24 protein-coding genes are annotated in these 26,035 nt (G+C 64.6%); 13 read left to right on the plus strand and 11 right to left on the minus strand.

Annotated features, from left to right (window positions below):
* The first annotated feature begins 65 nt into the window (after positions 1 to 65).
* Positions 66 to 365: a hypothetical protein gene (locus tag GA0061098_RS30425; RefSeq protein WP_091965141.1), complete on the plus strand. Its 300-nt coding sequence runs from the start codon at positions 66 to 68 to the stop codon at positions 363 to 365.
* Between the two features lie 344 nt (positions 366 to 709).
* Positions 710 to 1,690, plus strand: a complete 981-nt coding sequence (locus tag GA0061098_RS30430; protein WP_091965143.1) for an ABC transporter substrate-binding protein — start codon at positions 710 to 712, stop codon at positions 1,688 to 1,690.
* Positions 1,691 to 1,864: 174 nt separating this feature from the next.
* On the opposite strand, the gene GA0061098_RS44150 is transcribed toward GA0061098_RS30430, so the two are convergent.
* From GA0061098_RS44150 to GA0061098_RS47030, 3 genes are all read right to left on the minus strand, one after another.
* Positions 1,865 to 2,083: a hypothetical protein gene (locus GA0061098_RS44150; protein ID WP_129590987.1), complete on the minus strand. Its 219-nt coding sequence runs from the start codon at positions 2,081 to 2,083 to the stop codon at positions 1,865 to 1,867.
* Between the two features lie 163 nt (positions 2,084 to 2,246).
* A complete protein-coding gene (locus tag GA0061098_RS30435; protein WP_091965144.1) occupies positions 2,247 to 2,558 on the minus strand; it encodes a hypothetical protein in 312 nt (103 codons plus the stop codon).
* A gap of 165 nt (positions 2,559 to 2,723) precedes the next feature.
* Positions 2,724 to 3,092 carry a dodecin family protein gene (locus GA0061098_RS47030; RefSeq protein ID WP_283808012.1) on the minus strand — a complete coding sequence of 123 codons (369 nt, stop codon included), beginning with the start codon at positions 3,090 to 3,092 and terminating at the stop codon, positions 2,724 to 2,726.
* A gap of 261 nt (positions 3,093 to 3,353) precedes the next feature.
* Between GA0061098_RS47030 and GA0061098_RS30445 the strand changes: the two genes are divergently transcribed.
* Both GA0061098_RS30445 and GA0061098_RS30450 read left to right on the plus strand, forming a co-directional pair.
* A complete protein-coding gene (locus GA0061098_RS30445) occupies positions 3,354 to 3,539 on the plus strand; it encodes a hypothetical protein (protein ID WP_091965146.1) in 186 nt (61 codons plus the stop codon).
* 177 nt (positions 3,540 to 3,716) lie between these two features.
* A complete protein-coding gene (locus GA0061098_RS30450) occupies positions 3,717 to 3,944 on the plus strand; it encodes a hypothetical protein (protein WP_026202141.1) in 228 nt (75 codons plus the stop codon).
* A gap of 155 nt (positions 3,945 to 4,099) precedes the next feature.
* Here GA0061098_RS30450 and chrA read toward each other — a convergent pair whose 3' ends face one another.
* Together chrA and GA0061098_RS30460 are read right to left on the minus strand one after the other, a co-directional pair.
* Entirely contained in the window at positions 4,100 to 5,485 is a 1,386-nt protein-coding gene (gene chrA / locus GA0061098_RS30455; protein ID WP_091965148.1) for a chromate efflux transporter, read from the minus strand.
* Positions 5,485 to 6,303, minus strand: a complete 819-nt coding sequence (locus GA0061098_RS30460) for a chromate resistance protein ChrB domain-containing protein (RefSeq protein ID WP_028144262.1) — start codon at positions 6,301 to 6,303, stop codon at positions 5,485 to 5,487. Before GA0061098_RS30460 ends, chrA begins: the two co-directional genes overlap by 1 nt.
* Before the next feature lie 194 nt (positions 6,304 to 6,497).
* Between GA0061098_RS30460 and dmeF the strand changes: the two genes are divergently transcribed.
* The 3 genes from dmeF (at position 6,498) to GA0061098_RS30475 (ending at position 9,339) form a co-directional block, all read left to right on the plus strand.
* Positions 6,498 to 7,466, plus strand: a complete 969-nt coding sequence (dmeF, locus tag GA0061098_RS30465) for a CDF family Co(II)/Ni(II) efflux transporter DmeF (protein ID WP_091965150.1) — start codon at positions 6,498 to 6,500, stop codon at positions 7,464 to 7,466.
* 81 nt (positions 7,467 to 7,547) lie between these two features.
* The gene (locus GA0061098_RS30470) at positions 7,548 to 8,378 is read left to right on the plus strand and encodes an N-acyl homoserine lactonase family protein (RefSeq protein WP_091965152.1); all 831 of its coding nucleotides are present in this window, start codon (positions 7,548 to 7,550) and stop codon (positions 8,376 to 8,378) included.
* Positions 8,379 to 8,460: 82 nt separating this feature from the next.
* A complete protein-coding gene (locus tag GA0061098_RS30475) occupies positions 8,461 to 9,339 on the plus strand; it encodes a DMT family transporter (RefSeq protein ID WP_091965154.1) in 879 nt (292 codons plus the stop codon).
* Here GA0061098_RS30475 and GA0061098_RS30480 read toward each other — a convergent pair.
* Both GA0061098_RS30480 and GA0061098_RS30485 read right to left on the minus strand, forming a co-directional pair.
* The gene (locus GA0061098_RS30480) at positions 9,336 to 9,527 is read right to left on the minus strand and encodes a hypothetical protein (RefSeq protein ID WP_091965155.1); all 192 of its coding nucleotides are present in this window, start codon (positions 9,525 to 9,527) and stop codon (positions 9,336 to 9,338) included. The two genes, GA0061098_RS30475 and GA0061098_RS30480, sit on opposite strands and share 4 nt — an antisense overlap.
* Before the next feature lie 31 nt (positions 9,528 to 9,558).
* A complete protein-coding gene (locus tag GA0061098_RS30485; RefSeq protein ID WP_091965157.1) occupies positions 9,559 to 10,716 on the minus strand; it encodes an MFS transporter in 1,158 nt (385 codons plus the stop codon).
* 164 nt (positions 10,717 to 10,880) lie between these two features.
* Between GA0061098_RS30485 and GA0061098_RS30490 the strand changes: the two genes are divergently transcribed.
* A complete protein-coding gene (locus GA0061098_RS30490) occupies positions 10,881 to 12,140 on the plus strand; it encodes an adenylate/guanylate cyclase domain-containing protein (protein WP_091965159.1) in 1,260 nt (419 codons plus the stop codon).
* Here the strand turns inward: GA0061098_RS30490 and GA0061098_RS30495 are convergent.
* Complete coding sequence (locus tag GA0061098_RS30495; RefSeq protein WP_091965161.1) at positions 12,137 to 13,381, minus strand: MFS transporter; 1,245 nt, start codon at positions 13,379 to 13,381, stop codon at positions 12,137 to 12,139. The genes GA0061098_RS30490 and GA0061098_RS30495 overlap by 4 nt on opposite strands.
* Before the next feature lie 167 nt (positions 13,382 to 13,548).
* Between GA0061098_RS30495 and GA0061098_RS30500 the strand changes: the two genes are divergently transcribed.
* From GA0061098_RS30500 to GA0061098_RS30520, 5 genes are all read left to right on the plus strand, one after another.
* The gene (locus GA0061098_RS30500) at positions 13,549 to 14,901 is read left to right on the plus strand and encodes an Nramp family divalent metal transporter (protein WP_091965163.1); all 1,353 of its coding nucleotides are present in this window, start codon (positions 13,549 to 13,551) and stop codon (positions 14,899 to 14,901) included.
* A gap of 669 nt (positions 14,902 to 15,570) precedes the next feature.
* Positions 15,571 to 18,594: an ATP-binding protein gene (locus GA0061098_RS30505; protein ID WP_245323700.1), complete on the plus strand. Its 3,024-nt coding sequence runs from the start codon at positions 15,571 to 15,573 to the stop codon at positions 18,592 to 18,594.
* A gap of 149 nt (positions 18,595 to 18,743) precedes the next feature.
* Positions 18,744 to 19,874 carry a cytochrome P450 gene (locus GA0061098_RS30510; RefSeq protein WP_245323702.1) on the plus strand — a complete coding sequence of 377 codons (1,131 nt, stop codon included), beginning with the start codon at positions 18,744 to 18,746 and terminating at the stop codon, positions 19,872 to 19,874.
* A 19-nt stretch (positions 19,875 to 19,893) separates the two neighbouring features.
* Positions 19,894 to 21,702 (plus strand): hypothetical protein, encoded by a 1,809-nt coding sequence (locus GA0061098_RS30515; RefSeq protein WP_091965169.1) that lies wholly within the window; start codon positions 19,894 to 19,896, stop codon positions 21,700 to 21,702.
* Positions 21,699 to 23,180: a Dyp-type peroxidase gene (locus GA0061098_RS30520; RefSeq protein WP_091965172.1), complete on the plus strand. Its 1,482-nt coding sequence runs from the start codon at positions 21,699 to 21,701 to the stop codon at positions 23,178 to 23,180. Before GA0061098_RS30515 ends, GA0061098_RS30520 begins: the two co-directional genes overlap by 4 nt.
* 36 nt (positions 23,181 to 23,216) lie before the next feature.
* On the opposite strand, the gene GA0061098_RS30525 is transcribed toward GA0061098_RS30520, so the two are convergent.
* The 3 genes from GA0061098_RS30525 to hemB all read right to left on the minus strand — a co-directional run bounded on the left by GA0061098_RS30525 (position 23,217) and on the right by hemB (position 25,977).
* Positions 23,217 to 23,993 carry an arginyltransferase gene (locus tag GA0061098_RS30525; protein ID WP_091965174.1) on the minus strand — a complete coding sequence of 259 codons (777 nt, stop codon included), beginning with the start codon at positions 23,991 to 23,993 and terminating at the stop codon, positions 23,217 to 23,219.
* 119 nt (positions 23,994 to 24,112) lie between these two features.
* A complete protein-coding gene (locus tag GA0061098_RS30530) occupies positions 24,113 to 24,655 on the minus strand; it encodes an RDD family protein (RefSeq protein ID WP_038950910.1) in 543 nt (180 codons plus the stop codon).
* A 260-nt stretch (positions 24,656 to 24,915) separates the two neighbouring features.
* Positions 24,916 to 25,977 carry a porphobilinogen synthase gene (hemB, locus tag GA0061098_RS30535; RefSeq protein WP_091965176.1) on the minus strand — a complete coding sequence of 354 codons (1,062 nt, stop codon included), beginning with the start codon at positions 25,975 to 25,977 and terminating at the stop codon, positions 24,916 to 24,918.
* Positions 25,978 to 26,035 lie beyond the last annotated feature (58 nt).

The following is a 26,035-nucleotide window of genomic DNA, read 5'->3' on the forward strand; positions in this document are numbered from 1 at the left end:
GTCCTGTGAACCTCTACGGCCACTCCTAGACCTAATCTGTGGGGGGTCAACGGAGGGATTAGGTCATGGCCATTGTACAATTTACACGCTTCAAGAGCGATAAGCCTGAGGAGATGATCAAGACTGCCAAGCAGGCGAAGGCAATCTTCGAAAAACATGGCGCAGAATTTCTTCGGCTTTCTCGATTTCACACTGGTACGTGGGCCGGGGAGTTTCTTATCGCTACGCGCTATTCCAGTTGGGAAGTGTACGGAAAAGTACAGGAAGCATTGGCAAAGGACGAGGCATTCGCAAAGCTGTACGCGCACACAGCTACCTGTGCCGAATTGACTGGCCGTAACATCGCGATCGGCATCGATCTCTGAGGCTCCGCTGAGAGTTGCCGGCGTTGCCTTCGAGTATTGAGGTACTGTGAGCCGCATCGGCCGCGGAGTGCTCTCTTTCAATGTACGATCCCAGCTGACTGAGCCGCCATCCGTGGTCGATGTCGCCTCTTGGCCCCTTGCCGAAGGTCTCTCTGTTCATCGGAATGTCGCCTCACAGAGGTAGAGCGGACATCGCTTGGTTCGGCTGGAGGCGGCGGCTTGTGACCCAAAGCCTTCCGGCGCCACACGCCGTACTTGCGACGCAGCATCGCAGTCCGCGCGGCCATCGAACGTGATACCACATCTCCCGTCTCCCATTGTCCTCAAGCTGCGATGAGGATCCGATGAAGCGGCGGGAGTTCATAGCGGCTACTGCGGCACTGCTCGTTTCGCGAAGGCGCTCGTGGGCGCAGGGAGCTCGCCGTCGACTTGGCTTTCTTGCCATAGGTGATGGGAGCGGGCGGGCCCTAAACCAAGCCGAGCGTGTGTTCGTTGATACGCTGCGAAGTCTCGGCTGGGGGGAGGGGAAAAATCTGGTGATCGAGTATCGCTTTTCCCAACCCCCGGATCGACTACCAGCCTCCGTCGCCGACCTGGTTGCACTCAATCCGGATGTCCTCGTTGCTCCGGGACCACAAGCAGCCATGGCCCTGAAATCGGCGACTGCCACCATTCCGATTGTATTCGTGGGGGTAGCAGATCCCGTGCAGCTCGGCCTCGTCCAAGGCCTGTCACGCCCCGGTGGCAACATAACGGGTCTTTCGACCATGGTACCAGATGACTTCCTCGCTAAACGTCTCGAAATCCTTCGGGAACTCGTACCCGGCGCCTCGAAGATCGCGCTTTTGGTCAATCCCGACAACCCAATGCAAAGGCATTACTTGGCGGAAGAGATACCCAGCATGGCTCGTAGGCTTGGTATAGTTCTGCTGATAGTTGGGGCGACCAGGGCCGAAGAACTCGACGCCGCCTTTGCCTCGGCCGCCGCTCAGCACGCCAATGCGATAATCGATTTTGGTGATCCTCTCACCTATGTCGAGGCTCCGCGAATCATCGCGCTGGCGGCGAAATATCATCTGCCGGCAATGTACTTGTTCCGACATTACGCCAATGGCGGATTGTCGGTATACGGAGCCGAAGCGGGCGATCTGATGCGCCGTGCGGGCGGCTACGTGGACAAGATACTCAAAGGCACCAAGCCTTCTGAGTTGCCGGTAGAGAGGCCAACCAAATTCGAGTTGGTCATCAACATGAAGACCGCCAAAGCACTCGGTCTCACTGTGTCCCCCTCGTTGCTCGTCCGCGCCGACGAGGTGATCGAATAGCGACCACAATTGCGGCGGTGCATGAGTCCGCAGATGGCCCATCTGCGAAGTGACGCCCTCTCGGATTGACGTCCGCTCCGTAAGGCATAGCGGACTGGATCTGCTCACCCCGAGTTCTTCGCATTTTGACCCAACTGAGACATTGGCGCTGGGCTTCTGTCCCTCGTTTTGCGTTCAGGACCACGGCGGCTCTTCGCTCCTCCCAGCTGCCTCGTGGCGGATCGTGACATCTGCCGAACGCAACCCGGTCAGCAATACAGTTCTGACAGAGACAGCATCAAATCCAATATCCTTGGCATTTGGTGGATGTGCCTCGCTGTTCTTCAATCGGAGCGCAAGGTGCAATTGCTCGCAAAGGTGCTGAACGACGAGATTGACCTGATCGTCAGTCATGATCGGCTTCTCCGGGGCGCGATTGGACCGCCCATGGGATCACTCTGTGCGATGACCATGGGCGGATGAATGAGACGCATTCCGTTCGCTACAAGGCGCGAGTCCGAAATTCGACGACATCAGCAAGAGGGCGGCGCTTCCACGCAACTGGCGGCGTTTTCGGCTACTTTATGCCCGAGGACCCATCAGGCTCTATGTGCACCAAAACCTCGCCGGTTGTGATTTCGGGAACTCCAAGATCGAGGTCAGGTAGACTTGCTTGAACAAACGCCAGTATCTTGGCATTTGCTGCATTGGCGCTTTCGCGGTCGTCAAATATCATCACAGCGATACCAGCACCGTCGCCCGCATCCAGCACATAGTAAGATTTGAATCCGTGCGATTGCCGTAGGATCTCGCCGACGCCGCTCTTGGCGCGGCGAGCAGCGTCCGCTACCGAACGAACCTTGGCGTACTTGCGAATGACCATGTACATGGGGCCACCACGCGCCACACGCCCCCACGCATCAAAGCACATCGGCCCTAGTCGGACTAGGGCCTTCTCCGGGATGGGTCACACCGCCCGGTTGGGCGGACCGCGCAACGCGCCTTGTCCGATGAGCCATCCTCGCCCCGCAAGTGGGGGCCGAGGTGCCGAGGCTCAGGAGCCCTCGAACTTGAACGACACGCTGAGCTTGGCGCGATAGGCCTCAACTTTTCCGTTCTCATCCAGTTGCATATCGAGCTTGATCACCTCTGCAACGCGAAGATCCCGGAGAGATTTCGCAGCCTGCTCGACCGCATTGGCGGCCGCCTTCTCCCACGAGTCGCTGCTGGTACCGACCAGTTCTATGACCTTGTAGACGCTATCAGGCATGTCGTCCTCCTGTTCGGTATGACCCAGGAAATCTAGCATCAGGATCTCGACGCTGATACCGTTTCGGGGATGCCCCCGGAGCCGAGTAGGGACAAACTGCATCTGGCGGAAGGGCGGCTCTTGGCTCCGAATGAACTGCCGGACCTGCGCCATCGTGTCCGCTCATGGCGGATCGACGGAAAAGCGTCCGGTTGGCTGTCTCTTTTCAGTCTCTCCCGGATCGGAAGGCAGCACGATCCGGTTGGCGCGGAAGCTCACGCTCAAACAAAACGGCTATGGCTCGTGCCGAGCGCGAGAAAGATGCCCCAAGAAACTCTGGAAGGAAGCTCTGGCTCGCACGCGAACCATCTCGGTCACCTGCCTCGCCGAAAAAGGGGTAAAGTGCCCCAGGGCTCACATCCGAGGAGCAACAACATGACCCTACTCCCCGAGCTGGTTCCCGCCAGGATCGACTGGCGTCTCTTCGCGGTTATGAGCACGATGCCGCCTCGAGATCCTGATGACGACGAAGAAGATGACGACGAAGAGGATGAGGACGAAGACGAGGAGGAGAACCAATCCGACGAATCGCCGGTCGTGCGCGAGCCGGACGAAGACTAAGCGGGATGCTTGGAGGTAGCCTGAGCTTCGGTGAGTGCGATCCCCAGCCTGCGTGCGGCGCGCTGGTGCGTCCGGTGGCTTTCAAGGTCGGTCTGATTCCGAGAGCCGCGGATAGACGCTGAACGGGCCAGAGTTTCGGCGCCGCTCTATCGGCGATCACGGGTAGAGGAGGTGAGCATGACCCTCATATGGCTTGGTGTGCTGCTTGTTTTCGGCGGCATACTCCAGATGGCGTTTCAGCCCATCTGGCGAGGCCGATTCAGCGGTGGAAGGTGGCTTCGCTCCGGGCGTGACACGCTGGAGCCTGAAAGGCCAGGTGGCGGCTTCGGCATCAAATCGAACTGGCCTGGACTTGTGATGGTCGCACTTGGCGGCACTTTCTTGCTGGCCGGAGCTGCCATCTGAGCTGAAACGAATGTCTCGGGCGTCGCCGGTTATCGGGCCGCGCCAATGTGCTGGAGCCGTGTCTCTTCCCTGCGCCCAAAGCCGACATGCAGCCCCGTCGGATTCGATGTCGCCTTCCAACCGCAAACCGGAACACGAACCGACGAGTACGTGCCTCAAATCACCCCCGCCAGCTTTAGCCCCACACCCGCCGCACAGCTGCCCGCCAGCACCGTCAGCATGCCCAGCTTGAAGCGGAAGATCGCTGTCGCCGCCGCGATTGCCAGCACCAGCGCGGGGAGATCGACGCTCGTCAGCACCGGCCTGTCGAAATCCAGCGGAAACGCGTGCACCGGCACCGTCTCGCGGAACAGCGTGTGCAGGGCGAACCAGATCGAGAGGTTGAGGATCACGCCGACGACGGCGGCGGTGATTGCGCTGAGCGCGCCGGCCAATCCCGTGTTGCCGCGCAGGCGCTCGATATAGGGCGCGCCGACGAAGATCCAGAGGAAGCAGGGCGTGAAGGTGACCCAGGTCGCGAGCAGTCCGCCATACGTCGCCGCGAGCAACGGCGACAGGCCGCCCGGATCGCGGAACGCGGCCATGAAGCCCACGAACTGGAGCACCATGATCAGCGGTCCCGGCGTGGTCTCGGCCATGCCGAGGCCGTCGAGCATCTCGTGCGGCTTCAGCCAGTGATAATGCTCGACCGCCTGCTGGGCGACATAGGCCAGCACGGCATAAGCGCCGCCGAAAGTCACCAGCGACATTTTGGAGAAGAACAGCGCGATCTGGCTGAACACGTTGCCTTGCCCGAGCGCGAGCAGCAACACGACCACCGGCACCAGCCAGAGCGCCAGCCACAGCGCGCCGGTGCGGATCGTGCGCGCGGTGTTGGGGCGCACATGCTCGGGCACGGCTTCGCCGAGCATGCTGTCGATCAATGCGGTGCTGTCGCCATGGCCGTGACCGGCGGGGGCGAACTCAGGACGGCCGCTCCGCGCGCCGGCATAGCCGATGAGGCCGGCGGCGATGATGATGATCGGGAAGGGGACGGCGAAGAAGAATATCGCGACGAAGGCGATTGCCGCCAGCGCGATCATGATGCGGTTTTTTAGCGCGCGCTTGCCGACGCGGACCACAGCCTCGACGACGATGGCGAGCACGGCGGCCTTGAGCCCGAAGAACAGCGCCTCGACGAAGCTGACATTGCCGTAGATGGCGTAAATGTAGCTGAGGCCCATGATGGCGATGATGCCGGGCAGGATGAACAGCCCGCCCGCCATCAATCCGCCGGCGGTGCGATGCATCAGCCAGCCGACATAGGTCGCCAGCTGCTGGGCCTCCGGGCCCGGCAACAGCATGCAGTAATTCAGCGCATGCAGGAAACGGCCTTCGGAGATCCATTTCTTCTCCTCGACCAGGATGCGGTGCATCACCGCGATCTGGCCCGCGGGCCCGCCGAAGCTCAGGCAGGCGACGCGGAGCCAGACGCGAAAGGCTTCACCGAAGCTGATGCCGTGACCGGCATCAGCTCCAGCTTGAACGTTACGGGTGTCCATTAAGCCTTCACCTTGTTGGTCGGCCAGTTGTGGGTCTCGGTGGTGGCATCGCGGCACCAGCGGTAGAAGGCGTCGTACAGCGTCATGCCGGCCTCGAGCTGCGCGAGGTCGTCGTCATACATCCGCGACAGCCCGAGCGAGGCGGCGAGCAGGCCGGGCGCCTCCGGCGCGAGGTCGGGCCGCGCGGTGTCGGCGCCGCGCACCAGCGTGGCCAGCCGCAGCAAAGGCGGCGTCGCAATGCCGAACTCCTCGATCATCACGTCGAAGGTACAGAGCTCGCCGCGGTGGCTCCAGAACACGTTCTCGATGTCGAAGGGGGCAGCATTGAATCGCTCGCCGACGGCGACCACCTCGGATGGCGCCACATACAGGAACACCGCATTGGGATCGACGAAGCGGCGGATCAGCCAGGGGCAGGCGATGCGGTCGACCTTCGGCCGCGCCCGCGTGACCCAGACGGTGCGCCCCTTGGCATCGCGTGGCGGCAGCTTGCGGGCGTCGACCAGCGGCAGCTTGGCCGCCTTCCAGCCCTCGAAGCCGCCCTCCAGCGTTTCGGCCTCCACGCCGAGCTGGCGGAGCCAGGCCGCCGTGCCCTGCGCGAGCTTCTCGCCGCGGAAGCACGAGACGACGGCCCGGCGGCCGGCGAAGTCGCCGCCCCAGTCCGTCACATTGTCGTGGCTGAGCTTGATGGAGCCGGGGATCAGCCGCCGGTCGGCGGCAAAATCCTCGTCGGTGCGCACATCGATCAGGGCAGGGCCGTTCGCCGTGCCGATCAGCCGTGCCAATTTGTCAGATGATATGGTCGTGAACGTTGACATGATGCGTCCTCGCATAAATCGGGGGACGCGATACTTGGGCATGTCGCCTCGTGGGGAGATCGCTCAAATCCCCATGGCGCGGATTACAGCGAAACTAAGAAGCACTGTCAATCCACGGGATGATTGGACCTTCGAAAAGTGATGCACGGCGACTATACTGTCCGCCAACAGAGCTGAATCTCCTGGAGAATTCGATGCATTCCCATTCCATCGAACAATGGACCCACGACCACGCTTTTCTGGGCGAGAAGCACGACGAGAACGAGCGGCGCACCTGGTTCGTGGTCGTCCTGACGCTGGTCATGATGGTCGGTGAGATCGTGGCGGGCTCGCTGTTCGGCTCGATGGCGCTGCTGGCCGACGGCTGGCACATGGGCACGCATGCCGCCGCGCTCGGGATCGCCGCTTTCGCCTATCGATTCGCGCGGCGGCACCTGGGGAATGCGCATTTCACCTTCGGCACCGGCAAGTTCGGCGATCTCGCCGCCTTCGCCAGCGCGGTCATCCTCGGCCTGATCGCGGTCGAGATTGCCTATGAGAGCGTGCTGCGGCTGATAAATCCTGTGCCGATCGTCTATGGCGAGGCGATCGCGGTGGCCGCCCTCGGGCTGTGCGTCAATCTCGCCAGCGCGTGGCTGCTGCGCGACAGCCACGATCATCACCACCACGGCCATGATCATGGTCACAGCCATGCACATGACGACCACGGGGATCACGATCATCACGGCCATCACCATCATCACGACAACAACCTTCGCGCGGCCTATGTCCATGTTATGGCCGATGCCGCGACCTCGGTGTTGGCGATCGCAGCTCTTGCCGTCGCCATGTATTCGGGATGGGTCTGGGCCGATCCGGCGGTCGGCCTGATCGGCAGCGTGGTGATCGCCAGCTGGGCGTTCGGCCTGATCAAGACGTCAGGCGCGGTGCTGCTCGACGTGCGCGCCGACGAGAAGCTGGAGCGGGTGATCCGGGCGCGCATAGAGGTCAGCGACGACCGCGTCACCGACCTGCATCTCTGGCAGGTCGGCCCCGGCCATTGCGCCGTCCTGCTCTCGGTGGTGTCCGACAAGCCGAAGCAGCCGGCGGTCTACAAGCGGCGGCTCGCCGGATTGAAGGGCCTCAGCCACGTCACGGTGGAGGTCGAGACATGCCCGCATTGACGTGAACCGCGCGAGCGGAATTCTGCGACGCGGCCGGGGTTGATCCTCGGTCGCAGCCCGCATGGCTGTACCGGAGGAACAATGATGTCCAGGATCACGTTCGCTGTCGCCATCGCTGCACTCGCTCTGTCCGGCCCCGCGGCGCTGGCGCAATCGGAAAAGGCCGGCGTCGAGAAGCTCTATGTACTCAACTGCGGTGAGGGCACCGCAGGCGATATCTCGCGCTGGACGCCCGGCCTGAACGAAGGCAAGACGATGGACTTCGTCGACACCTGCTATCTCGTCAAGCACGCCAAGGGCTGGTTCCTGTGGGACACCGGCATCGCGGATTCCGTCGCAAGCATGCCGAATGGTCTCGTGCCCGCCGATCCCAAGGCCGTCACCTGGCGCCGGCCGAAGACGCTTGCCGCCCAGCTCGAACAGCTTGGGCTGAAGCCCGACGACGTCAAGGCGATGGCGGTCTCGCACACGCACCCGGACCACACCGGCAATGTCGAGCTGTTCCCGCAGGCGACGCTCAACGTGCAGAAGGCCGAATATGATTGGCCCGGCGCCAACAACGAGCCGCGCTTCAAGCCCTCGCACCCGGTGGAGCTGCTTAACGGCGACAAGGACGTCTTCGGCGACGGCAGCGTGACCATCCTGTCCACGCCCGGCCACACGCCCGGGCATCAGTCGCTGCTGGTGAAACTGCCGAAGACCGGCGCGGTGGTGCTGTCGGGCGACGCCGTCCATTTTAGGGATAATTGGGACAACCGCCGCGTCCCCAGCATGAACGTCGACAAGGACCAGAGCGCGGCCTCGATGCAGAAGATCGCCGACACGCTGGCCAAGGAGAAGGCGCAGCTCTGGATCAACCACGACAAGGCCCAGCGCGACAGCCAGAAGCTGGCGCCGGAGTTTTACGATTAGCTCTCCGCAGGCCCCTGTTGCCACACCGATGGCAGCAGGGCTGTGCTAACCGCTCTCAAAAGCTCCGCGGCGGGAGACGATTGTGGGGGAGTGGCTCGGCGTTGCGATCGCGCTGGCGTCGAGCAGCCTCGGCGGCACGGCGGCGGCGATCACCCGCTATCTCGTCGGCGGCGCCGATCCCATCCTGCTGGCGATCCTGCGCTGGGGGATCGGCTTTCTCTGCCTCCTGCCGTGTGCGCTGATGCTCGGTGTGCGCTGGCCGCAACGGCCCGACTGGCCGGCCGTGGCGGGGCTCGGCATCTGCTTCTTCGGCCTGTTCTTCATCCTCTACAACCTCGCGGTGTCTTACACGACAGCCGCGCGCGCCAGCCTGGCGCTGGCGACGCTGCCGCTCCACACCATGGTGGTCGGCGCGCTTCTCGGCGTCGAGCGTCTGACCGCCCGCAAGATCACCGGCGTCGGCATCGCCGTGCTCGGGGTGGCGGCCGCGTTGGCCGCGGGCCTTGCGCAGAGCCCGCCGGGGGCGTGGCGCGGCGAGCTGATCATGACTGGCGCGGTGTTCTGCATGGCGTTCTACAACGTGCTGTCGCGGCCGCTGATGCAGCGCTCCAGCGCGCTCGGCTTCCTCACGGTCGGCATGGGCGCAGGCGCCGTGGTGCTGGTGCTGGTGGGTCTGGTGAAGGGCAGCTTTGCGGCGCTGGATCATTTCACGTCGGCGCAGTGGATCGCCGGCATTTATCTGGGTATTGGCGGCGGTGCGCTCGCCTTCATCCTCTGGGTCATGGCCCTGGCGCGGGCAACGCCGACCCGCGTCGCCAATACGATGACGGTCAATCCGATCGCGGCCACCTTGCTGGCGGCGCTGCTGATCGGCGAGCCGATCACGCCCAATCTTCTGCTGGGGCTGGTCGCGGTCTTCGCCGGCATCTGGATCGCAACCAGCGAGGCAAAGCCGGCCTAGCTTTTTGGCGCCGTCACTGTGGCCGGGCTCGCGTCCGGCGTCTTCTTCGGCTTCAGCGTGCCGGCATAGAACGAGACCAGCCAGATCAAGAGAAGGGCGAGGAGGTAGACGCCCCAGGCCTGCGGCGGGGTGGTGGCCCAGCGCAGGAGGCCTTTGAACGTGCGGGGCGGGCGGGTCTCTTCGCTCATCGCCCGCTTGTGCGCGAAAGCGGCTGTACGGTCAATCCGGCCGCGGCTTGGTGCGGATCAGGAACAACGCCGCCAGCGCCGACAGGCTGAGCGCGGACGAGACGATCAGCACCTTGGCGCCCATGAGGTCGATCAGCAGGCCGAAGGTCAGCGGCGCCACCGCCTGCGCCATGCGTGCCGGCGCGCCGATGATGCCGAGACGGTAGCCGAAATCCTTCGGGCCGAAGATCGATAGCGGCAGCGTGCCGCGCGCGATCGTCAAGATGCCGTTGCCCGAGCCGTGGAACAGCGCGAACGCGCTCGCCGCGGCGCCGCCGAAGATCGCCACGATCACCGCACCGATCGGGTGGGTCAGACAGGCGAGCCGGGTCGACCACAGCGGATGGAAGCGGCTGAGAAAGCCGGCTTCCAGGATGCGCGCGCCGACCTGCGCCGGGCCGATCAGCGCGCCCGCCGCGATCGCCTCGACCGGCGTTGCGCCTGTCGTCTCGAGGATGCGCGGGAAATGCGCGGCCATCGCGCCGGTGACGGTCCACACCGCCGCGAAGATGAAGGCGAGCAGGACCATGGTGCGGTCGAGTGGCAAATGCGGCTTCTCCGCCGTGGCCGCCGCCTGCCTGGCGCCCTTGATCGTCGGCAGCACGAAGAAATTGAGCGGCAGGCCGATCAGGATGTTGGCCGCGGCCCAGGCAAAGCAGGTCTCGCGCCAGCCGATATGCGACAGGCCCCAGGCCGTGAGCGGCCAGCCGACGGTGGAGGCAAAGCCCGCCATCAGCGTGATGCCCGTGATGGGCCTGCGCGCCTCGGTGCCGTAGATGCGCCCCAGCGCGGCGAAGGCGGCGTCGTAGAGCCCCATCGCCATGCCGATGCCGAGCACGAGCCAGGCGAACACCATCACCGGGACGGAATGCGCGAAGCCAAGCAGCGCGAGGCCGGCGGCAATCGTCAGGTTCGAGGCCGACAGCACCTGCCGGCCGCCGACGAGATCGATCTGGCGCCCGATGCGCGGGCCGAGCATCGCCGAGATCACCAGCGAGGCCGAGAACGCGCCAAAGATCCAGTTGGAGGAGACGCCGAGGTCGCGCGCCATGGGATCGGCGATCAGCGCCGGCAGATAATAGCTGGACGCCCAGGCCAGGGTCTGCGTGGTGCCGAGCGCCAGGATGATCGGAAGCTGGCGCTGGCTCATATTTTTGTATTTCTGGTCGGCAGTGACATCGGTTCCATTTGCAGCCGGCACGACAGTGCGTCAACAGCGGTTGCGGCATATTCGACCTGCTGCAGGCGGGCCCTTGGTTGCATGACGCTCGCGCTTGGCCTTCCGCTCGTCACGAATGCACGCCATAATGGCGCATGCAATTGACCTCGCGCCTTGCGCTGATGAACTGGCTGACCGGCCAGGGGCTCACGGGCCTTCCCGAAAACGAACTGCTCCGCGGCTTCTGTGAGCGCTGCTGCGCCGAGGGGCTGGAGCTGTCGCGCGGGCTCGTCGTGATCGACACGCTGCATCCGATCTACGAGGGCCGCGGCTTCCGCTGGAGCGACCGGCCCAGCAACGAGAGCGACGCGTTCGAATACGGCTCGACCGCCGAGGGCGATGCCGCCGCAAGCTGGCGCCGCTCGGTGTTCTTCCACATGCTGGAGCACGGCCACGACGAGATGGTGATCGATCTGGCCGACGCGCCGTCGATGGATTTCTCGCAGATCGGCGAGCTCGCGGAAAAAGGCCACAAGCACTATCTCGCCTTTGTGCACCGCTTCGGCGAGAACGGCGCGCTCGGCCTGATGGACTGCCTCTATTCCTGTTGGACCACGCGGCGCGACAGCGGTTTCTCCGAAGCCGAGCTCGAGGCGCTGCGTGATCTCGTGCCGGTGCTCGGGCTCGCGATCAAATCGGGGCAGCAGGTCGACATCGCGCGCACGCTCGGGCGCGTCTATCTCGGCCGCGACGCCTCCGAGCAGGTGCTGCGCGGGCGCATCTCGCGCGGCGTCACCGAGCGCATCAACGCCGTGCTCTGGTACTCCGATCTGCGCGGCTCGACTGGAATCAGCGAGAGCATCGGCCCCGACGAGATCATCCCGTTCCTCAACGATTATGCGCAGGCCGTGATCGACGCGATCCACGAGGCCGGCGGCGACGTGCTCAAGCTGATCGGCGACGGCGTGCTCGCGATGTTCTGGGGTGAGGACATGGCGGATGCGCGGCGCGCTGCGCTCCGCGCCGAGCATCTGTTCCGCAAGAACGTCGCGGCGCTGAACAAGCGGCGGGAGGCCGACGGCCGTCCCACCACCTCGGCCTATATCGGCCTGCATGTCGGCGAGGTCTTCTACGGCAATATCGGCAGCGAGGACCGGCTCGACTTCACGGTGGTCGGGCCGACCGTCAACGAGGTCAGCCGCATCGCCTCGATGAGCCGCTCGGTCGACCGCGAGCTATTGGCATCGGCGGAATTCTACAAGGGCCTGGATGCCGCTGGCCGGCGCTATCTCGTCTCCACCGGCCGCTATGCGCTACGCGGCATCGGCCGCGCGCAGGATCTCTACACGCTCGATCCCGAGGTCGACGCCAGCGAGCCGGTGACGGGGAGCTACGAGCGCTATCTGGCGAATTAGCACCCCACCGCCACTTCATCCCCCACCATGTCCGGCTGCCGCTCCAGCGCCACGGCCGGCGACAGCCAGATCACCAGCGCCTGCACACCGAACACGGCGGCTGCCAGATAGAGACACGCCTCAGCGCTCCAGAGACCGCCGACGATCGCGCCCAGCGCCGAGCCGAGCGGGCGGGCACCGTAGCTCATGATGTTGATGGCGGAGACGCGGCCGAGCAGGCGCGGCGGCGTCACCGACTGGCGCAGCGTCGTGGTCGAGATAACCCACAGGATCGGCCCGACGCCGAGCAGGAAGAAGCTCAACGCCGCAAGCCAGGGCGAGGGGACCAGCACCGTCAGCGCCATCACCACAGCTGCAACGAAACCCGTGACCGGGCCGAGACCGACGACGGTGCCGAACGCGAGCCGCTGCATCACGCGCGTGGCGAACAGCGCGCCAATCACCATGCCGACGCCGTACATGGTCAGCACCGTGCCGACGCCGGCGGCGCTCAGGCCGAGATGGCGCACGGCATAGGGCACGAACACCGCGATCTGCAGGAACCAGCCGGTGTTGAAGACGAACTGGGTGACGAACACCGGCCGCAGCAGCGGATGATGGAATACGAAGGCTGCGCCTTCGCGGATGTCCTGGAACGGATGGCGCCGCGGGGCGGGCGCGCGCGCGGGTTCGAAGATGCCCGAGAGCAGCACGACAGCGATGGCCGAGAGTGCCGCGGCAAAGCCGAAGGCCGGGCTCGCGCCCCACCAGCCGACCAGGGCGCCGCCGAGGGCGGGTCCGCTGGCAAAGGCGACGGTGCGCGCCAGCTCGATCCGGGCATTCGCCGCCGGCAGGAGGTCGGAACTCACCAACGATGGCACCAGTGCCGGCGCGGCCACGCTGTAGACCACGGTGCCGCACACGGCTGCGAAGCCGAGCAGCGCCAGCAGCGGAAGATTAAGGGCGCCGAGCGCGAGCAGCAGCACGATTGTCCCGAGGGCCACCGCCCGCAGCGCCTCCGCCCCGGCCATCAGCGAGCGACGCGAGATGCGGTCGGCGAGCAGGCCGGCCGGGATCGCGAACAGCACGAAGGGCAGGGTCAGCGCGGTCTGCAACAGGCCGGTTTGGCCTTCCGCGACCCCGAGCGTGAGCACGGCGACGATGGGAGCTGCGGCCAACGCGATCTGCTCGGCCGACTGCGCCGCGAGATTGGACCAGGCGAGGCGGCTAAAGGTGTCAGGGAGGCGAGGCGGGTTTGACATGGCTCATTTCCTGCAAAGTCGGGTTGGCGGCAGTATCCGGCGCCAAGGGCCGCCAAACCCACCCGCTTCCCGACACGGCGGCGAATAACGGCAGGAACGGGAACCCATGCCGCTAGATGCAGTTGCAAATGAGTTGCAATAAGACTCGATTTCGGTATTCTCGCCCCATGGATGCCCGCTCGCCTGATTTGACACCCGACGCCGCCGGCTGGCGCGCTGATGCGCCCGTCACCAAAAGCCTCGCCGAGGTCAACGCCACGGTCGCCGTTCCGGCCGCGGGCCGCTGGTGGCGCCGGCTGCTCGCCTTTGTCGGCCCAGGCTATCTGGTCTCGGTCGGCTACATGGACCCCGGCAATTGGGCGACCGACCTCGCCGGCGGCTCCAAGTTCGGCTACACGCTGCTGTCCGTTATCCTGCTTTCGAATTTGATGGCGATCCTGCTGCAGTCGCTGGCGGCACGGCTCGGCATCGTCACCGACCGCGACCTCGCGCAGGCCTGCCGCGCCACCTATTCGCCGGCGGTGAATTTCCTGCTCTGGCTCGCCTGCGAGGCGGCGATCATCGCCTGCGATCTCGCCGAAGTCATCGGCACCGCGATCGCGCTGAAGCTGCTGTTCGGCATCCCCCTAATCGGCGGGGCGCTGCTCGCGGCCCTCGATGCCTTCCTGCTGCTGCTCCTGATGAATCGCGGCTTCCGTTTCCTCGAAGCCTTCGTCATCGCGCTGCTGGCGGTGATCGCGGTCTGCTTCGCGGTCCAGATCGTGGCTGCGGCGCCGCCGGTCGCGGAGGTCCTGCACGGCTTCATGCCGAAGAGCGAGATCTTCACCAACCCCGAGATGCTCTACATCGCGATCGGGATCATCGGCGCGACGGTGATGCCGCATAATCTCTATTTGCATTCCTCGATCGTGCAGACGCGCGCTTATGAGCGCAACGACACCGGCCGGCGCGAGGCGATCAAATGGGCGACGACGGACTCGACCATCGCCCTGATGCTGGCGCTGTTCATCAACGCCGCGATCCTGGTGGTCGCAGCCGCAACCTTCCACAAGAGCGGCCACTCCGATGTTGCCGAGATCGGCCAGGCCTTCGAGCTGCTATCGCCGCTGCTCGGCCTCGGTATCGCCTCGACCCTGTTCGCGGTGGCGCTGCTCGCCTCCGGCCTCAACTCGACGGTGACGGCGACTCTCGCCGGCCAGATCGTGATGGAAGGCTTTCTCGACCTGCGCCTGCCGAGCTGGGCGCGCCGCCTGCTCACGCGCGGCATCGCCATCGTTCCGGTGATCGTGGTGACGGCGATCTATGGCGAGCGCGGCACCGCTGATCTGCTGGTGTTCAGCCAGGTCGTGCTGTCGATGCAGCTGCCCTTCGCGGTGATCCCGCTGGTCCGCTTCGTCTCCGACCGTCGCAAGATGGGGCAGTTCGCGATTCCGGGATATGTCGCGGCGATAGCGTGGATCGTCGCGGGCGTCATCGTGATTTTGAACGTGAAGCTGCTGGTAGATACGCTGTTCGGGTGAGGGCGGCGGCTATCTGTCCGGCCCGTTCAAGTGGGCCTTGCTCGGATAGCGCCTCCGATCAGGCAGCCAGCATGACCTTCCCGAAAGCGAGCATCTGCCCAGTTAGATGTGTTGGCTGGCGACGTGCTCCCGATTTCGCGCGCAGGGGTTGCAAATCCTGGCGTCGGAACTCGATTTGGCAAACTGTCACTTTTCAATCTGTGCGGCGCGCGTATACTAGTTGCAATTGCTGACCGGGCGTACAATAATCACCCCTGTTGCAGCATTGATTTTGCTTCCGGCGGGATGATCGGCGGGTCCTGCGCCGGACCAAACAGCGGCCACTGCAATTCTCCGGACTCATCTATCGGTTGTGCGCGACTTTAGTTGGCGCACGAATTTTTTGGTTTGATCGTTTGGATTGATCGACAGCTTGTTTTTCTGCTGAGCGGGTTCACGCTCCGAAGGGGCGATGTTCAAGCCAGAACGCGTTGGTAATTTCGTTCAAGTCATTGATGAGTGTGTGCTGCCGTGACCAGGTGCCCCGCTTGTTCAGCCCGTATTTCCCGCGAGCATCGCTTCTGCTCTCAATGTGGCGCGAGTCTCAATCGTAACGCGGAGGAGCCGGGCGCCCCGGACCGCGATGCGCACGTCGTCCAGCTGCACCATCATCTTCCCGTTCGCTCGCAGATGCTGACTGAAAACAAGCAGGTCAGCGTGCTGTTCGTCGACGTCTGCAATTCGACCTCCCTATTGCAGCATGTCGACCCCGAGGAAGCCCGCGCCTATCTCGGCAGGGCACTGGACCGGCTGGCTGAAGCAGTCGAGACCTATGGCGGCACGGTGAGCCAGTTGCTCGGCGATGGCCTCGTCGCCTTGTTCGGCGCGCCCGTGGCGCAGGAAGACCACGCCCTGCGGGCGTGCCTTGCCGCCCTCAAGATGCAGAGAGCATCCATTCCAGCCCATGACGTCGGAGGCGTTGTCAGCCCGACGCTACGCATCGGTATCAATTCGGGCGAGGTGCTGGTCGGTGTCGTCGGACAGTACCGGTGGTCCCATTACGGTGCGGACGGAAAGACCATCCATCTCGCTTCGCGACTTGAGAAGATGGCGCCGCCCGGCGGCATCCTGATCAGCGCCGCGACGCAGCGGCTGGTCGCGCAGCAGATCGACACGCGTACGGCCGGCGTGCGGACCGTGCGCGGGCTGGATGTTCCGATCGAAGTGCATGAAGTCGTGGTGGAGACCGAAAGTTCGGCGGCAGCGCCGTTGACGCGGAAGCCGCGCTGGGCGCCTCTGATCGGACGCGAGGACACGTTGAGGATCCTGGAAGGGACCCTGGAGACCGTTCAAAACTCCGGAATGCGAACGATCGGGTTGTGCGGCGATGCCGGGATCGGCAAGTCGCGCCTGATCGTCGACTGGATGGACAGCCTCGCGCGGGAGGGGGTGGAAGTCTGCTTTTCCCAGGCGAGAGGATATGCGAGCACGCGGGCCTACAGCACCGCCACCGATCTGACCGCAAGTTTGGTCGGGCTTCCGCAAACGAGTGCGGCAGACATTCGGCATTCCGCCAAGCAGGCGTTGATTGCGAAATGGCCCGATGACGGCGCCGAGCATCTGGCGGCGGTCAATGATCTCTTGGGACTTGCGGCGCCGGATGAGGCCTGGCTGGCGCTGAACCCGGCGCAACGACGGCGCCGGATCGGCGAGGCGTTGCTCTGGCTCGTGCGCAGACGCGTGCGGTCCGGCGCCTTCCTGCTCGTACTCGAGGACGTTTTCCTGGCCGACCGCGAGAGCCGGCGGCTGTTCGAGGGCCTGCTTCCCAAACTTCAGGCGCTGCCGGTCCTGATTTGCGTCACCTATCGCCCGGATTTCGACCATCAGTGGCGTCGAGCATCCTGGTTTTCCGAGCGCGTGATCGAGCCGCTGGGCGACGGAGAAATGCTCCAGCTCGCGCGCGCCTTTCTCGGCGATGATCCGTCCGTGCTCGGCGTCATGACCGAACTGGTCGCGCGTGCCGACGGCAATCCCTTCTTCCTGGAGCAACTGGTCTTCACGCTGATCGATGACGGGTCGCTGGAAGGGACCCCTGGCGCCTACCGTTTGCAGAGGCCTTTCGGAGAGCTGCGCGTGCCGGGCTCCATTGCGGCGGTGATCGGGGCGCGGGTCGACAGGCTGCCCGAAGCCGCAAAATCGGCGCTCGAGGCTGCGGCCATCCTTGGTGATCCCATCACGCGCGACCTGGTTGCCGCGATGCAGGCCGTGGACCTCGAGCGTGCCGAAGAACTGCTGGGTCTTTGTGTCGCGTCCGGATTGCTGACGAGTCCGGATCAGGCGAGGGGCTCGCACGAGTCGCATGCCTTCGCATTCCGCCATGCGCTGGTCCGTGACGTCGTGCTCGGAGTGCTCACGCGCGCCAGGCTCAAGGCGCTGCATCGCCAGGCCTTCCTGGCGCTGCACGCCCAGCCCGGGGCCGCCGACGTCGATGCCGCGCCGGCACTGGCGCATCATGCCTTCGGGGGCGAGGAATGGGAGCAGGCGGCAAGATTCGCCGTCAAGTCGATGGCTCGTGCCATCTCGCGCTCGGCCAATCGGGAGGCCGTCCAATTGCTGGAGAAGGGCATCCAGGCGGCACGGCGCGTTGAGGGCGCGACGACCGCCCAGACCCTGGAGCTCGCGCTTCGGCTGGAGGCCATTGGCGCAATGCTGGCTCTCGGGCAGATCGACGAGATCTTCGACAACATGGAGCGGGCTGAAGCCATCGCCGTGCAACTGAACGATCAGCGTGCACGGGCGGCGGTTTCGACCGAGACGGCCGTGTTTCTGTGGATGCGCGGACATTTCGAGCAAGGTCTGGGCTACGCTTCGCAGGGACTGGAAGCGGCGCGCCTCGCACAGCGTCGTCACATGATGATGGCGGCGCATCAGACCCGCCTCATGCATCTGCATGCGCTCGGGCGGTACGCGGACGCGGCGGCCGAGGGCCGGATCCTGCTGTCGGACTACGAACCGGAATTGTCGGCGCATTATGTCCAGCCCGGCTGGGCCGCGATTCCGATCATCAACCTGTACGCATTTCATGCCAGCACGCTGTGGCGCCTCGGGGATGGCGGCGCCGCGGACGATTTCTTCGCCAAGAGCTATGAGATTCTGTCGAACATCGATCACCCATATTCCCGTCTGTTGATCGACACGGTCCAATCGCAGATCTGGGTCGAACGCGAGGAGCTCGACCGTGCCGAGTCCTTGATGCGCACGGGTGTGCAGCAATGCATGACGCACAACGTGCCGACGATGCTGTCCGTGTGCACCGGCGTTCTCGGCAGCGCGCTGGCGCGCAATGGCAAGGCTGCCGAAGCGGTGCCCATGCTGGAGAAGGGTTTCGCCGATCGCATCTACGAGGCGGCCGGCCCCTATGGCAGGACGTTCATGCGCGTCAGCCTGGGTGTCGCCTATCGCAAGCTCGGACGACTGGACGATGCGATCGCCGTCGGACGCAAGGCGGTCGAGCAGGCCGCCGAGGAATACGGACACCAGACCGAAGCCCTGTATGAGCTCGCTGAAACGCTGCGGCAAGCCGGCGATCAGGCCGGGGCCGAAGCGCATTTCAAGCGAACCGCCGAGGCGGCGGAGCGTCTGGGCATGCCTCACTACCGGATGCGAGCCGCCGCGGCGCTCGCAGATTGGCGGAAGGACGGGTACGCAGCATGAAAATCTCAGCTGGCACTCCTGATGCAATGCCGCCGGGGCTCCGCAGCCTCTCCTATGGGATCTTCTGTTGGGCCAATCGCCGTCCGAGGGCATTGCGAGCCGTCGGTGCCCTGTTTCGGCTTTGGCCATTCGCCGGCGGCTGGTTCGGCATGGCGGCACGCGCCAGCGCGGTCAAGGGTGTCCTGACCAGGCCGCAGAGTTTCTCGAACTCTGCCCATGCGGCCAATCTGGCCGCCGGCGATTACCTGATTGGCATGGATCCGGGGCCCACCTACCACGACGACAGGCGTCTGCTCGATGACCGGTTGGCTTTGCTGGCTGCGAGCCTGCCAGCTGCGGCCGATCAGGAGGTTCAGCGACGCGTCGAGCAGCTTGGGCAGCTCGGGGCGAACAAGTCGTTCGACCTCATTGACGATTACCTGATGTGGATCGTGTTTCGATCGATGGATCCGCTGTTCGGGGCGGCAACGGGCAAGGTGGTGGCGGGCGCGCATGGCAACGCCACCGACCCGGGGCTGCAACGGCAATATCTCCTGGAAATCAGGTATGTCGCAGGCCAGCTCCTTGCAGGAAGCACTGCGACGCTGAGGGTCCAGCGACGGGCAGAACTCTGCTCGGATGCGTTGCGTGCACGTATCGCCGCCGTGAGCCGCGACATCCAACAGGCTTGGGGTGTCCCGAGTACTGCCAGCACCATCACGCGGAATGCCGCCGGTCTTGCCTGGATTTCGCATCCGGTCACGGTGCAGTCGGGGGCGCTGGCCGTGCAGGAGTTGCTCAGGCGCTCCAAGGTTCACCGGGCCCTGCGGGCGGAAGCCCAGCGGCTCGGGCCGGCCGGCGTTTGGCAAAACGCCAAGTTCCGCGATCTGGTGCGCGAGCACGTGCTCGAGCTCATGCGTTTTCGGCCCATCTTTCCGCTGCTCGCGCGCGACGTGCCGCGCGATACGGAATTCGAGACCGGCGCGCGGCACAATGCGCCGTGCTCCGCTGGCGGCAAGATGGCGATCTGGTCGATCGCCGCTCTGTTCGATTCCAGGGTGGTCAAGAAGAGCGGTCAGTTCTGTCCCGCCCGCAATTGGGGGCCGCACCAGGATTTGCGCTGGCTGATGTTCGGATACGGCATCCGCCAATGTCCCGCCAAGGATTACGCGGTCGAGATCCTGACGAGTGCGCTGATTGGTCTGCTGATCCTGCCCGAGCTGCGGCTCACGCGGGGCGAGGGCAAGGCCATCGCCTATGACGGCCCATTGATGTCTCGCATGCGCGTGAACTTCGTCTGACGGATTGGAAGGACAATCCATGCTCGAAATGGTCCGGCAGCAGATGATCTGCATCATTGCGCCAGGCTGGCGCGGCGCGGTGGATTTTTCGGACTCGGGAGACATGCAGTCCGCGCTGAACGCACTGTTTGAGGATGTTGCAGTCGTTCAGTTCGCGTCCATCGCACTGTTGCCGGCGCGCACGGACGCAGAAGAGCAGGCGCCGCTGCTGATGCTCGAGCTTGCCGTCGAGGAAGGCATCGATCCCAAGGACATGCTGTACAGGCTGGTCCATCATCCCAGCGGCGCAATGTGGTCGCTCTTCAGCTCCTATTGGCCCGGCGGCGGACCTCCGCTGGTGAGCGCGCGCAACGGACAATTGTTCGACAAGCTGATCGGGTGGCTCAGTCTCGCCGATGGCGGCTTCGTCGGTCCTCGCGACCGAACGGCCCGGCAGATCAGGAAGGAGCGCGATCTCCTGATTTGGACCCGGGACGAGGGGCGCAAGTTGAAGGCCATGTACGGCGATGACCGTGCATCATTCGCGCTTGCGCTGGCGCAGCGGGCCTTCCAGGACCCGCGCTTCGACTGGGCGATGCAGCCTGCGCCGCGGTCCTATTGGCGCGGGAAGGGTGCAAGCATCTCGGCAAAGGTCGGCTATGGGCTCGTGGTTTTCGGCTTGTGGCTGGCCTTGGTCTGGCTCGTGGGCGCGCTGCCGAAGGGATTGTTCGGCGCGATCACCTGGTTCGTCGGCGCATCCTGGCCCGATGTGCAGTCCGTGGTGGACGTCATCAGCCGTGTGAGCATGTGGATCGTGTGGGCGAGCGTCAGGGCACTGCTTGCCTTTGTCGCGCTGCTGTTCCTGGGATGGCTGCTCCTGGTCGCCCTGCCGGCCCTGTTCGCGCCCTGGCGGCGCTGGGTAGACAGCGTCCGCCGCGAACTCGAACGGCCGACCGAGACGTGGTCGTCATTCTCCACCCGTGTTGTCGGCTGGATCGTGGGCGTGCCGTTGCTCCTCGCCATTTTGGCGTGTGCGGTGGTCTTCGTCTTCTATCCCAAGCCGATCATGGAAGGGATCACGGCTTTGACCGCGCGGGTTCCGGGATGGGAGCTCGCGCTCTTCGGCGTGCTCGCGATCGCCGCGCTGCTCTGCATCGGGACCTTCTTCTCCTGGATCAATCGCCGGTTTGAGGCCTTGAGCAAGTGGTTCTTTCATCCCTACGAAGAGGATGTCACCCGGGCCCAGCAAGTCCATCCGTCAATCGACCAGTGCGAAGCGCTGTTGGCCAGCGGGACCGCGCACATGATCAGCCTGACCGATATCCGCAGCCCGAACGGCTGGAGCGCCTGGTGGATCCGCGTGTCCCTGCGCGTCGTGACGTTCTTTGGGCGGGTGTTCTTCACCGAGGGGCGGCTCGGTGATGCACCGGGTATCCATTTCGGCCATTGGCACATTATCGAGGACGGTCGGCGCTTTCTATTCTGCTCGAACTACGACGGCAATTTCGGCGGTTACCTCGACGACTTCATCAACGGCGCGACGATCGGGACCACGTTGGCCTGGCGATGGACGACGCTGAGGCCGAGGGGATCGGCGGCGGTCGGGCAACCGGACATCAAGACGCCGCGCGATTTTCCGCCGACGCGTTTCGTGCTTTTTCGCGGCGTGAAGTGCGAGTTGAAATTCAAGTCCTACGCCCGCGACAGCATGCTTCCGCACATGTATCGCTTCGACGCGTGCAACGCGACGATCGAGGAGATCGACCTCGCGACCGGGCTGCGCGACGCCCTGTTCGGCGAGCGTAACGACAGGAACGACGACTTTATCATGAGGGCGATCGAAACATGAAGGCTTCGCATCTCTCCGAACAGCTCAAGGACATTCAGGGAATGCTCGGAAGCGGCTTTGGCTGGTTGAAGACCAGCCGCTTCTGGCTGCTGACGATCAAGGCGGGCCGCGAGGACGATGCCCGAGCGTGGCTCGCAGGGCTCGTCGACAAGAAGCTGGTCGTCAGTGCCGCCGATGTTAGGGAATCGAGGAAGCACCCCGTCGACGATGCCGTCGCGATCGCTTTCAGCTATTTGGGACTGGCAAAGCTCGGATGCGATGAGACTGCCGCGCATCCGTTCCCGTCCCCGTTCAGCAGCGGCATGGGCTGCGACCTGCGCGCGTTGCTGTTGAGGGACAGCCCGCGAGAATGGCGCTGGTCCGATGTTGAAAGCGGTGCCGGCGGTCCCGTGCATGTCCTGGTTGCCGAATGGAGAAAGCGACGCAGTGCTGCCGAGATGGCGAGCGCGCCGGAGAAGTCAGCAGAACTGGATCCTGATCCCAGCGTGTTCGATGTCATAAAGGTCGACAACGATCCCTGCGCCTTCCAGCAAAAGGCGGGCGACGACGAAGAAAGATTGTACGAGTCCTTCGGCTTTCGCGATGGCCTCGCGCAGCCCGTGATCAGCGAGCTCAGGGAAGAGCGCGGCGCCGAGCGCAGGCAGGTCAGGCTGGATGCCGGCATCCTGTATGAGGATCGCGTCGTCGCTCCGGGCGAGTTCATTCTGGGCTATCGCAACGAATATGACGAGCTGACCTATTGCCCCAACGTCAAACGATGGCCGGGCGACGCCGCGTATACGAGCGGCCGCTTCGCGCTGAACGGGACCTATCTCGCGGTTCGCCAGATCGAGCAGGATGTCGATGCGTTCGCGAAATTTGAAGCGGTATACGGCCAGGCCGTCTGCGAGAAGGTGATGGGCCGTCGAAGGAATGGAAAGCCATTGTCGTGGCAGGGCGATCCCGACGTTTCGATTTCGGATTCGGAAGCCGATGCATTTCGCCTTCGTGTCGACGACGCGAACGGCTTTGGCTGTCCGAAGGGAGCCCATATCCGCCGGGTCAATCCGAGGGATACGCTCGGCATCGACCTGCAATCGAGCATCAAGTCGGTCAAGCTGCACCGGCTGCTGCGCCGAGGTCGGCCCTATCGCGAGGAGGTTGCGAACGAAAAGCCGCGCAAGGGCATCTTCTTCATCGCGTGCAACGCGGATCTCGAGCGGCAGTTCGAGTTCATCTACCAGCGCTGGTTGCGAAATCCCCGGTTCGTCTGTCTGCTCGACGCGGACGATCCTCTCGTCGGCAAGCCGGCCGCCACCAGGAGCTTCTCCATGCCGGGATTGGCAAGCGGCGAGGAAGTGTCGCTGGCCGCGTTTACGCAGACGCTGGGGGGAGGCTATTTCTTCCTTCCCGGAATCTCTGCGCTCAAATTCATCCTCGGCCGCGAGGGCAGTTCGAAAGCGGTCGGCTCAGAGGCCGTCGCAGCTCGGGCGCCCTGAAAGCCGGCGCGAGGCCGGAAGGGGCAATCGTGAGGGTCAATCCTGCGGCTCGGACGCCGCATCGCCCTGCGCGTCGACGCGCAGCCAGCCCGAGGGCGCGAGACGTTGCTGCGGCAGGAAGCGGGCCTTGTAGTCCATCTTCTTCGAGCCCTCGATCCAGTAGCCGAGATAGACGTAAGGCAACCCTTGCCGACGGGCGCGGGCGATGTGGTCGAGGATCATGAAGGTGCCCATCGAGCGGCTGACCTGGCCCGGCTCGAAGAACGAATAGACCATCGACAGTCCGTCGCTGAGCACATCGGTGAGCGCGACCGCGATCAGCTCCTCGCCGCGGCCGGTGATGCCGCTGTCGGGGCCCCTCTTGCGGTATTCGATAATGCGGGTCTCGACATGGCTGTCCTCGACCATCATGGCGTAGTCGAGCACGGTCATGTCGGCCATGCCGCCATGGCGGTGGCGGGCGTCGAGATAGGCCCGGAACACCGAATATTGCTCGGAGGTCGGCACCGCGCTGCGCTGCTCGCCGATGATGTCGGCGTTGCGCGCCATCACCTTGCGGAAGTTGCGGGAGGGGCGGAACTCGTTGGCGACGACCCGGACCGAGACGCAGGCGCGGCACTGGTCGCAGGCCGGCCGGTAGGCGATCGACTGGCTGCGGCGGAAGCCGCCATGGGTCAGGAGGTCGTTGAGGTCACCGGCGCGCTCTCCCACGAGGTGCGTGAACACCTTGCGCTCATGCCGACCCGGCAGATACGGGCAGGGGGACGGCGCCGTAAGGTAAAATTGGGGGGTATCGCGCGAGTGCTGGGTCAAGGGACGTCGTGGGCCTCCGAAGTGAGTATCAGCATCGCGCTACGGAAGCCCCCGGTCAATTGGTCAGCTCGGCAGGTCAGATCAGTCAGCTTAGAGGATCCAGGTTGATAGGTTCTTGATCACCAGGTCCTCGCGGCCTGCGGCACCGGCGCGCGGACGGAATTGTTGATCACGACCGTTCCCAGCACGAAATCCTGCAGCAGGCGCCGGCGGCCGTTGAACAGGCCGAGCAGCACCACGAAGGGCGTCAGGAACGAGACCGACACCCAGAACAGCACGGCATGGGTGGCGCCCAGCACGAAATAGCCCGGCGCGCCGTACCAGGTGCGCAGCTCCAGATCCATCACCCGCATGCCGATCGTCGCGGAGGAGGGGCCACCAATGCAGGCGCCGTAATAGACGATGGCCCAGATCACGGAGGCCGGCCAGGCCAGCCAGAACAGCGCCCAGCCGATGCCGAGCGTGACCACGCCGAACAATGCGATAAAGATGTAGCCGAGGATCACAGGCACCGAGATCACGACCATGTCGATCAGGAAGGCGAACACGCGCCGCGTCGCAACGCCGCGGAATAGCTCCGGGTGCAGATAGGGGTCGTAGGCGTGCGGCTGCGCCCCGCCGTCATTGCGCCAGGCGCCCGAATTGCCCGAGTCGTACGACATGATCCGTCCTCCCAGAGGGAAACAGAAGGAAAACCCTCAAGCAGGACATGGGAACAGGCCATCCCCGTGCCAAGGGCGCAGGGACGTTAACAAGCCGAAATATTCCGGCGATTCGGGGGCGGTGGGGCGCGGCGCTGACGCGCAGGAAACCGGTGCCGTAGGGTGGGCAAAGGCGCGTAGCGCCGTGCCCACCATTGCCCGCTATCTTGCGCGATGGATGGATTGGTGGGCACGCTTCGCTTTGCCCACCCTACGGCACCTTACCCCTGCGCGCGCAGCTTCTCCGCCGCCTTCGGCGCAAAGTAGCTCAGCACGCCATCGGCGCCGGCGCGTTTGAAGGCCAGCAGGCTTTCCATCATGGCGCGCTCGCCGTCGAGCCAGCCGTTGTTGGCGGCGGCTGCGATCATCGCGTATTCGCCCGAGACCTGATAGGCGAAGGTCGGCATGGCGAACGTATCCTTCACGCGGCGGACGACGTCGAGATAGGGCATGCCGGGCTTCACCATCACCATGTCGGCGCCCTCGGTGATGTCGAGCTCGACCTCGCGGAGCGCTTCGTCGGTGTTGGCGCTGTCCATCTGATAGGTGCGCTTGTCGCCGGTCAGCGTCTTGGCCGAACCGATGGCGTCGCGGAACGGGCCGTAGAAGGCGGAGGCGTATTTCGCGGCGTAGGCCATGATCTGCACGTCGAGCAGGCCGGTGCGGTCCAGGCCTTCGCGGATTGCGGCGACGCGGCCGTCCATCATGTCGGAGGGCGCGATGATGTCGCAGCCGGCTTCGGCCTGCACCAGCGCCTGACGCACCAGCACGGCGACCGTCTCGTCGTTGAGGATCCTGCCGTCCGAGATCAGTCCGTCATGGCCGTGGCTGGTGAAGGGGTCGAGCGCGACGTCGCAGAGGATACCGATCTCCGGAAACTCCTTCTTGATCGCGCGCACGGCCTGGCAGACCAGATTGTTCGGATTGGTCGCCTCGGAGCCTTCCTCGTCGCGCAAGGACGGCTCGGTGTATGGAAACAGCGCAAGGCAGGGGATGGTGAGCTTCATGGCGCGCTCGGCCTCGCGCACGGCCTGGTCGACGCTGAGGCGCTCGACGCCGGGCATCGAGGCGACCTGCTCGCGCTTGTTGTGGCCGTCGATCAGGAACAGCGGCCAGATCAGATCGTCGGTGGTGAGGACGTTCTCGCGCACCATCCGCCGGGCCCATTCGGCCTTGCGGTTGCGGCGCGGGCGGACGGTCAGATCGAGGGCGTGGGGCACCGCCGCTCCCTCGCGGCGCGAAACCTCGCGCAGTTCGATCGGACGTCCGTATTTAATTGCCATCACTCTTCCTCCGGCTGGAATTATTCTTATACCAGCTCGCATGGTTCCCGTCACCGCG

Source organism: Bradyrhizobium shewense (assembly GCF_900094605.1).
In the GTDB taxonomy this organism is placed as follows: domain Bacteria; phylum Pseudomonadota; class Alphaproteobacteria; order Rhizobiales; family Xanthobacteraceae; genus Bradyrhizobium; species Bradyrhizobium shewense.

Bases quoted from the DNA above. Each gene is read 5' to 3' on its own strand.
- GA0061098_RS30430 (WP_091965143.1), top strand. From the start codon at position 710: ATGAAGCGGCGGGAGTTCATAGCGGCTACTGCGGCACTGCTCGTTTCG.
- GA0061098_RS30490 (WP_091965159.1), top strand. From the start codon at position 10,881: ATGCAATTGACCTCGCGCCTTGCGCTGATGAACTGGCTGACCGGCCAG.
- GA0061098_RS30460 (WP_028144262.1), bottom strand. From the start codon at position 6,303: ATGTCAACGTTCACGACCATATCATCTGACAAATTGGCACGGCTGATC.
- GA0061098_RS30470 (WP_091965152.1), top strand. From the start codon at position 7,548: ATGATGTCCAGGATCACGTTCGCTGTCGCCATCGCTGCACTCGCTCTG.
- GA0061098_RS30495 (WP_091965161.1), bottom strand. From the start codon at position 13,381: ATGTCAAACCCGCCTCGCCTCCCTGACACCTTTAGCCGCCTCGCCTGG.
- GA0061098_RS30485 (WP_091965157.1), bottom strand. From the start codon at position 10,716: ATGAGCCAGCGCCAGCTTCCGATCATCCTGGCGCTCGGCACCACGCAG.
- GA0061098_RS30500 (WP_091965163.1), top strand. From the start codon at position 13,549: ATGGATGCCCGCTCGCCTGATTTGACACCCGACGCCGCCGGCTGGCGC.
- chrA (WP_091965148.1), bottom strand. From the start codon at position 5,485: ATGGACACCCGTAACGTTCAAGCTGGAGCTGATGCCGGTCACGGCATC.
- GA0061098_RS44150 (WP_129590987.1), bottom strand. From the start codon at position 2,083: ATGACTGACGATCAGGTCAATCTCGTCGTTCAGCACCTTTGCGAGCAA.
- GA0061098_RS30520 (WP_091965172.1), top strand. From the start codon at position 21,699: ATGAAGGCTTCGCATCTCTCCGAACAGCTCAAGGACATTCAGGGAATG.
- GA0061098_RS30480 (WP_091965155.1), bottom strand. From the start codon at position 9,527: ATGAGCGAAGAGACCCGCCCGCCCCGCACGTTCAAAGGCCTCCTGCGC.
- GA0061098_RS30505 (WP_245323700.1), top strand. From the start codon at position 15,571: ATGCTGACTGAAAACAAGCAGGTCAGCGTGCTGTTCGTCGACGTCTGC.
- GA0061098_RS30450 (WP_026202141.1), top strand. From the start codon at position 3,717: ATGACCCTCATATGGCTTGGTGTGCTGCTTGTTTTCGGCGGCATACTC.
- GA0061098_RS30510 (WP_245323702.1), top strand. From the start codon at position 18,744: ATGGCGGCACGCGCCAGCGCGGTCAAGGGTGTCCTGACCAGGCCGCAG.
- GA0061098_RS30425 (WP_091965141.1), top strand. From the start codon at position 66: ATGGCCATTGTACAATTTACACGCTTCAAGAGCGATAAGCCTGAGGAG.
- GA0061098_RS30530 (WP_038950910.1), bottom strand. From the start codon at position 24,655: ATGTCGTACGACTCGGGCAATTCGGGCGCCTGGCGCAATGACGGCGGG.
- dmeF (WP_091965150.1), top strand. From the start codon at position 6,498: ATGCATTCCCATTCCATCGAACAATGGACCCACGACCACGCTTTTCTG.
- GA0061098_RS30435 (WP_091965144.1), bottom strand. From the start codon at position 2,558: ATGTACATGGTCATTCGCAAGTACGCCAAGGTTCGTTCGGTAGCGGAC.
- GA0061098_RS47030 (WP_283808012.1), bottom strand. From the start codon at position 3,092: ATGGCGCAGGTCCGGCAGTTCATTCGGAGCCAAGAGCCGCCCTTCCGC.
- GA0061098_RS30445 (WP_091965146.1), top strand. From the start codon at position 3,354: ATGACCCTACTCCCCGAGCTGGTTCCCGCCAGGATCGACTGGCGTCTC.
- GA0061098_RS30515 (WP_091965169.1), top strand. From the start codon at position 19,894: ATGCTCGAAATGGTCCGGCAGCAGATGATCTGCATCATTGCGCCAGGC.
- hemB (WP_091965176.1), bottom strand. From the start codon at position 25,977: ATGGCAATTAAATACGGACGTCCGATCGAACTGCGCGAGGTTTCGCGC.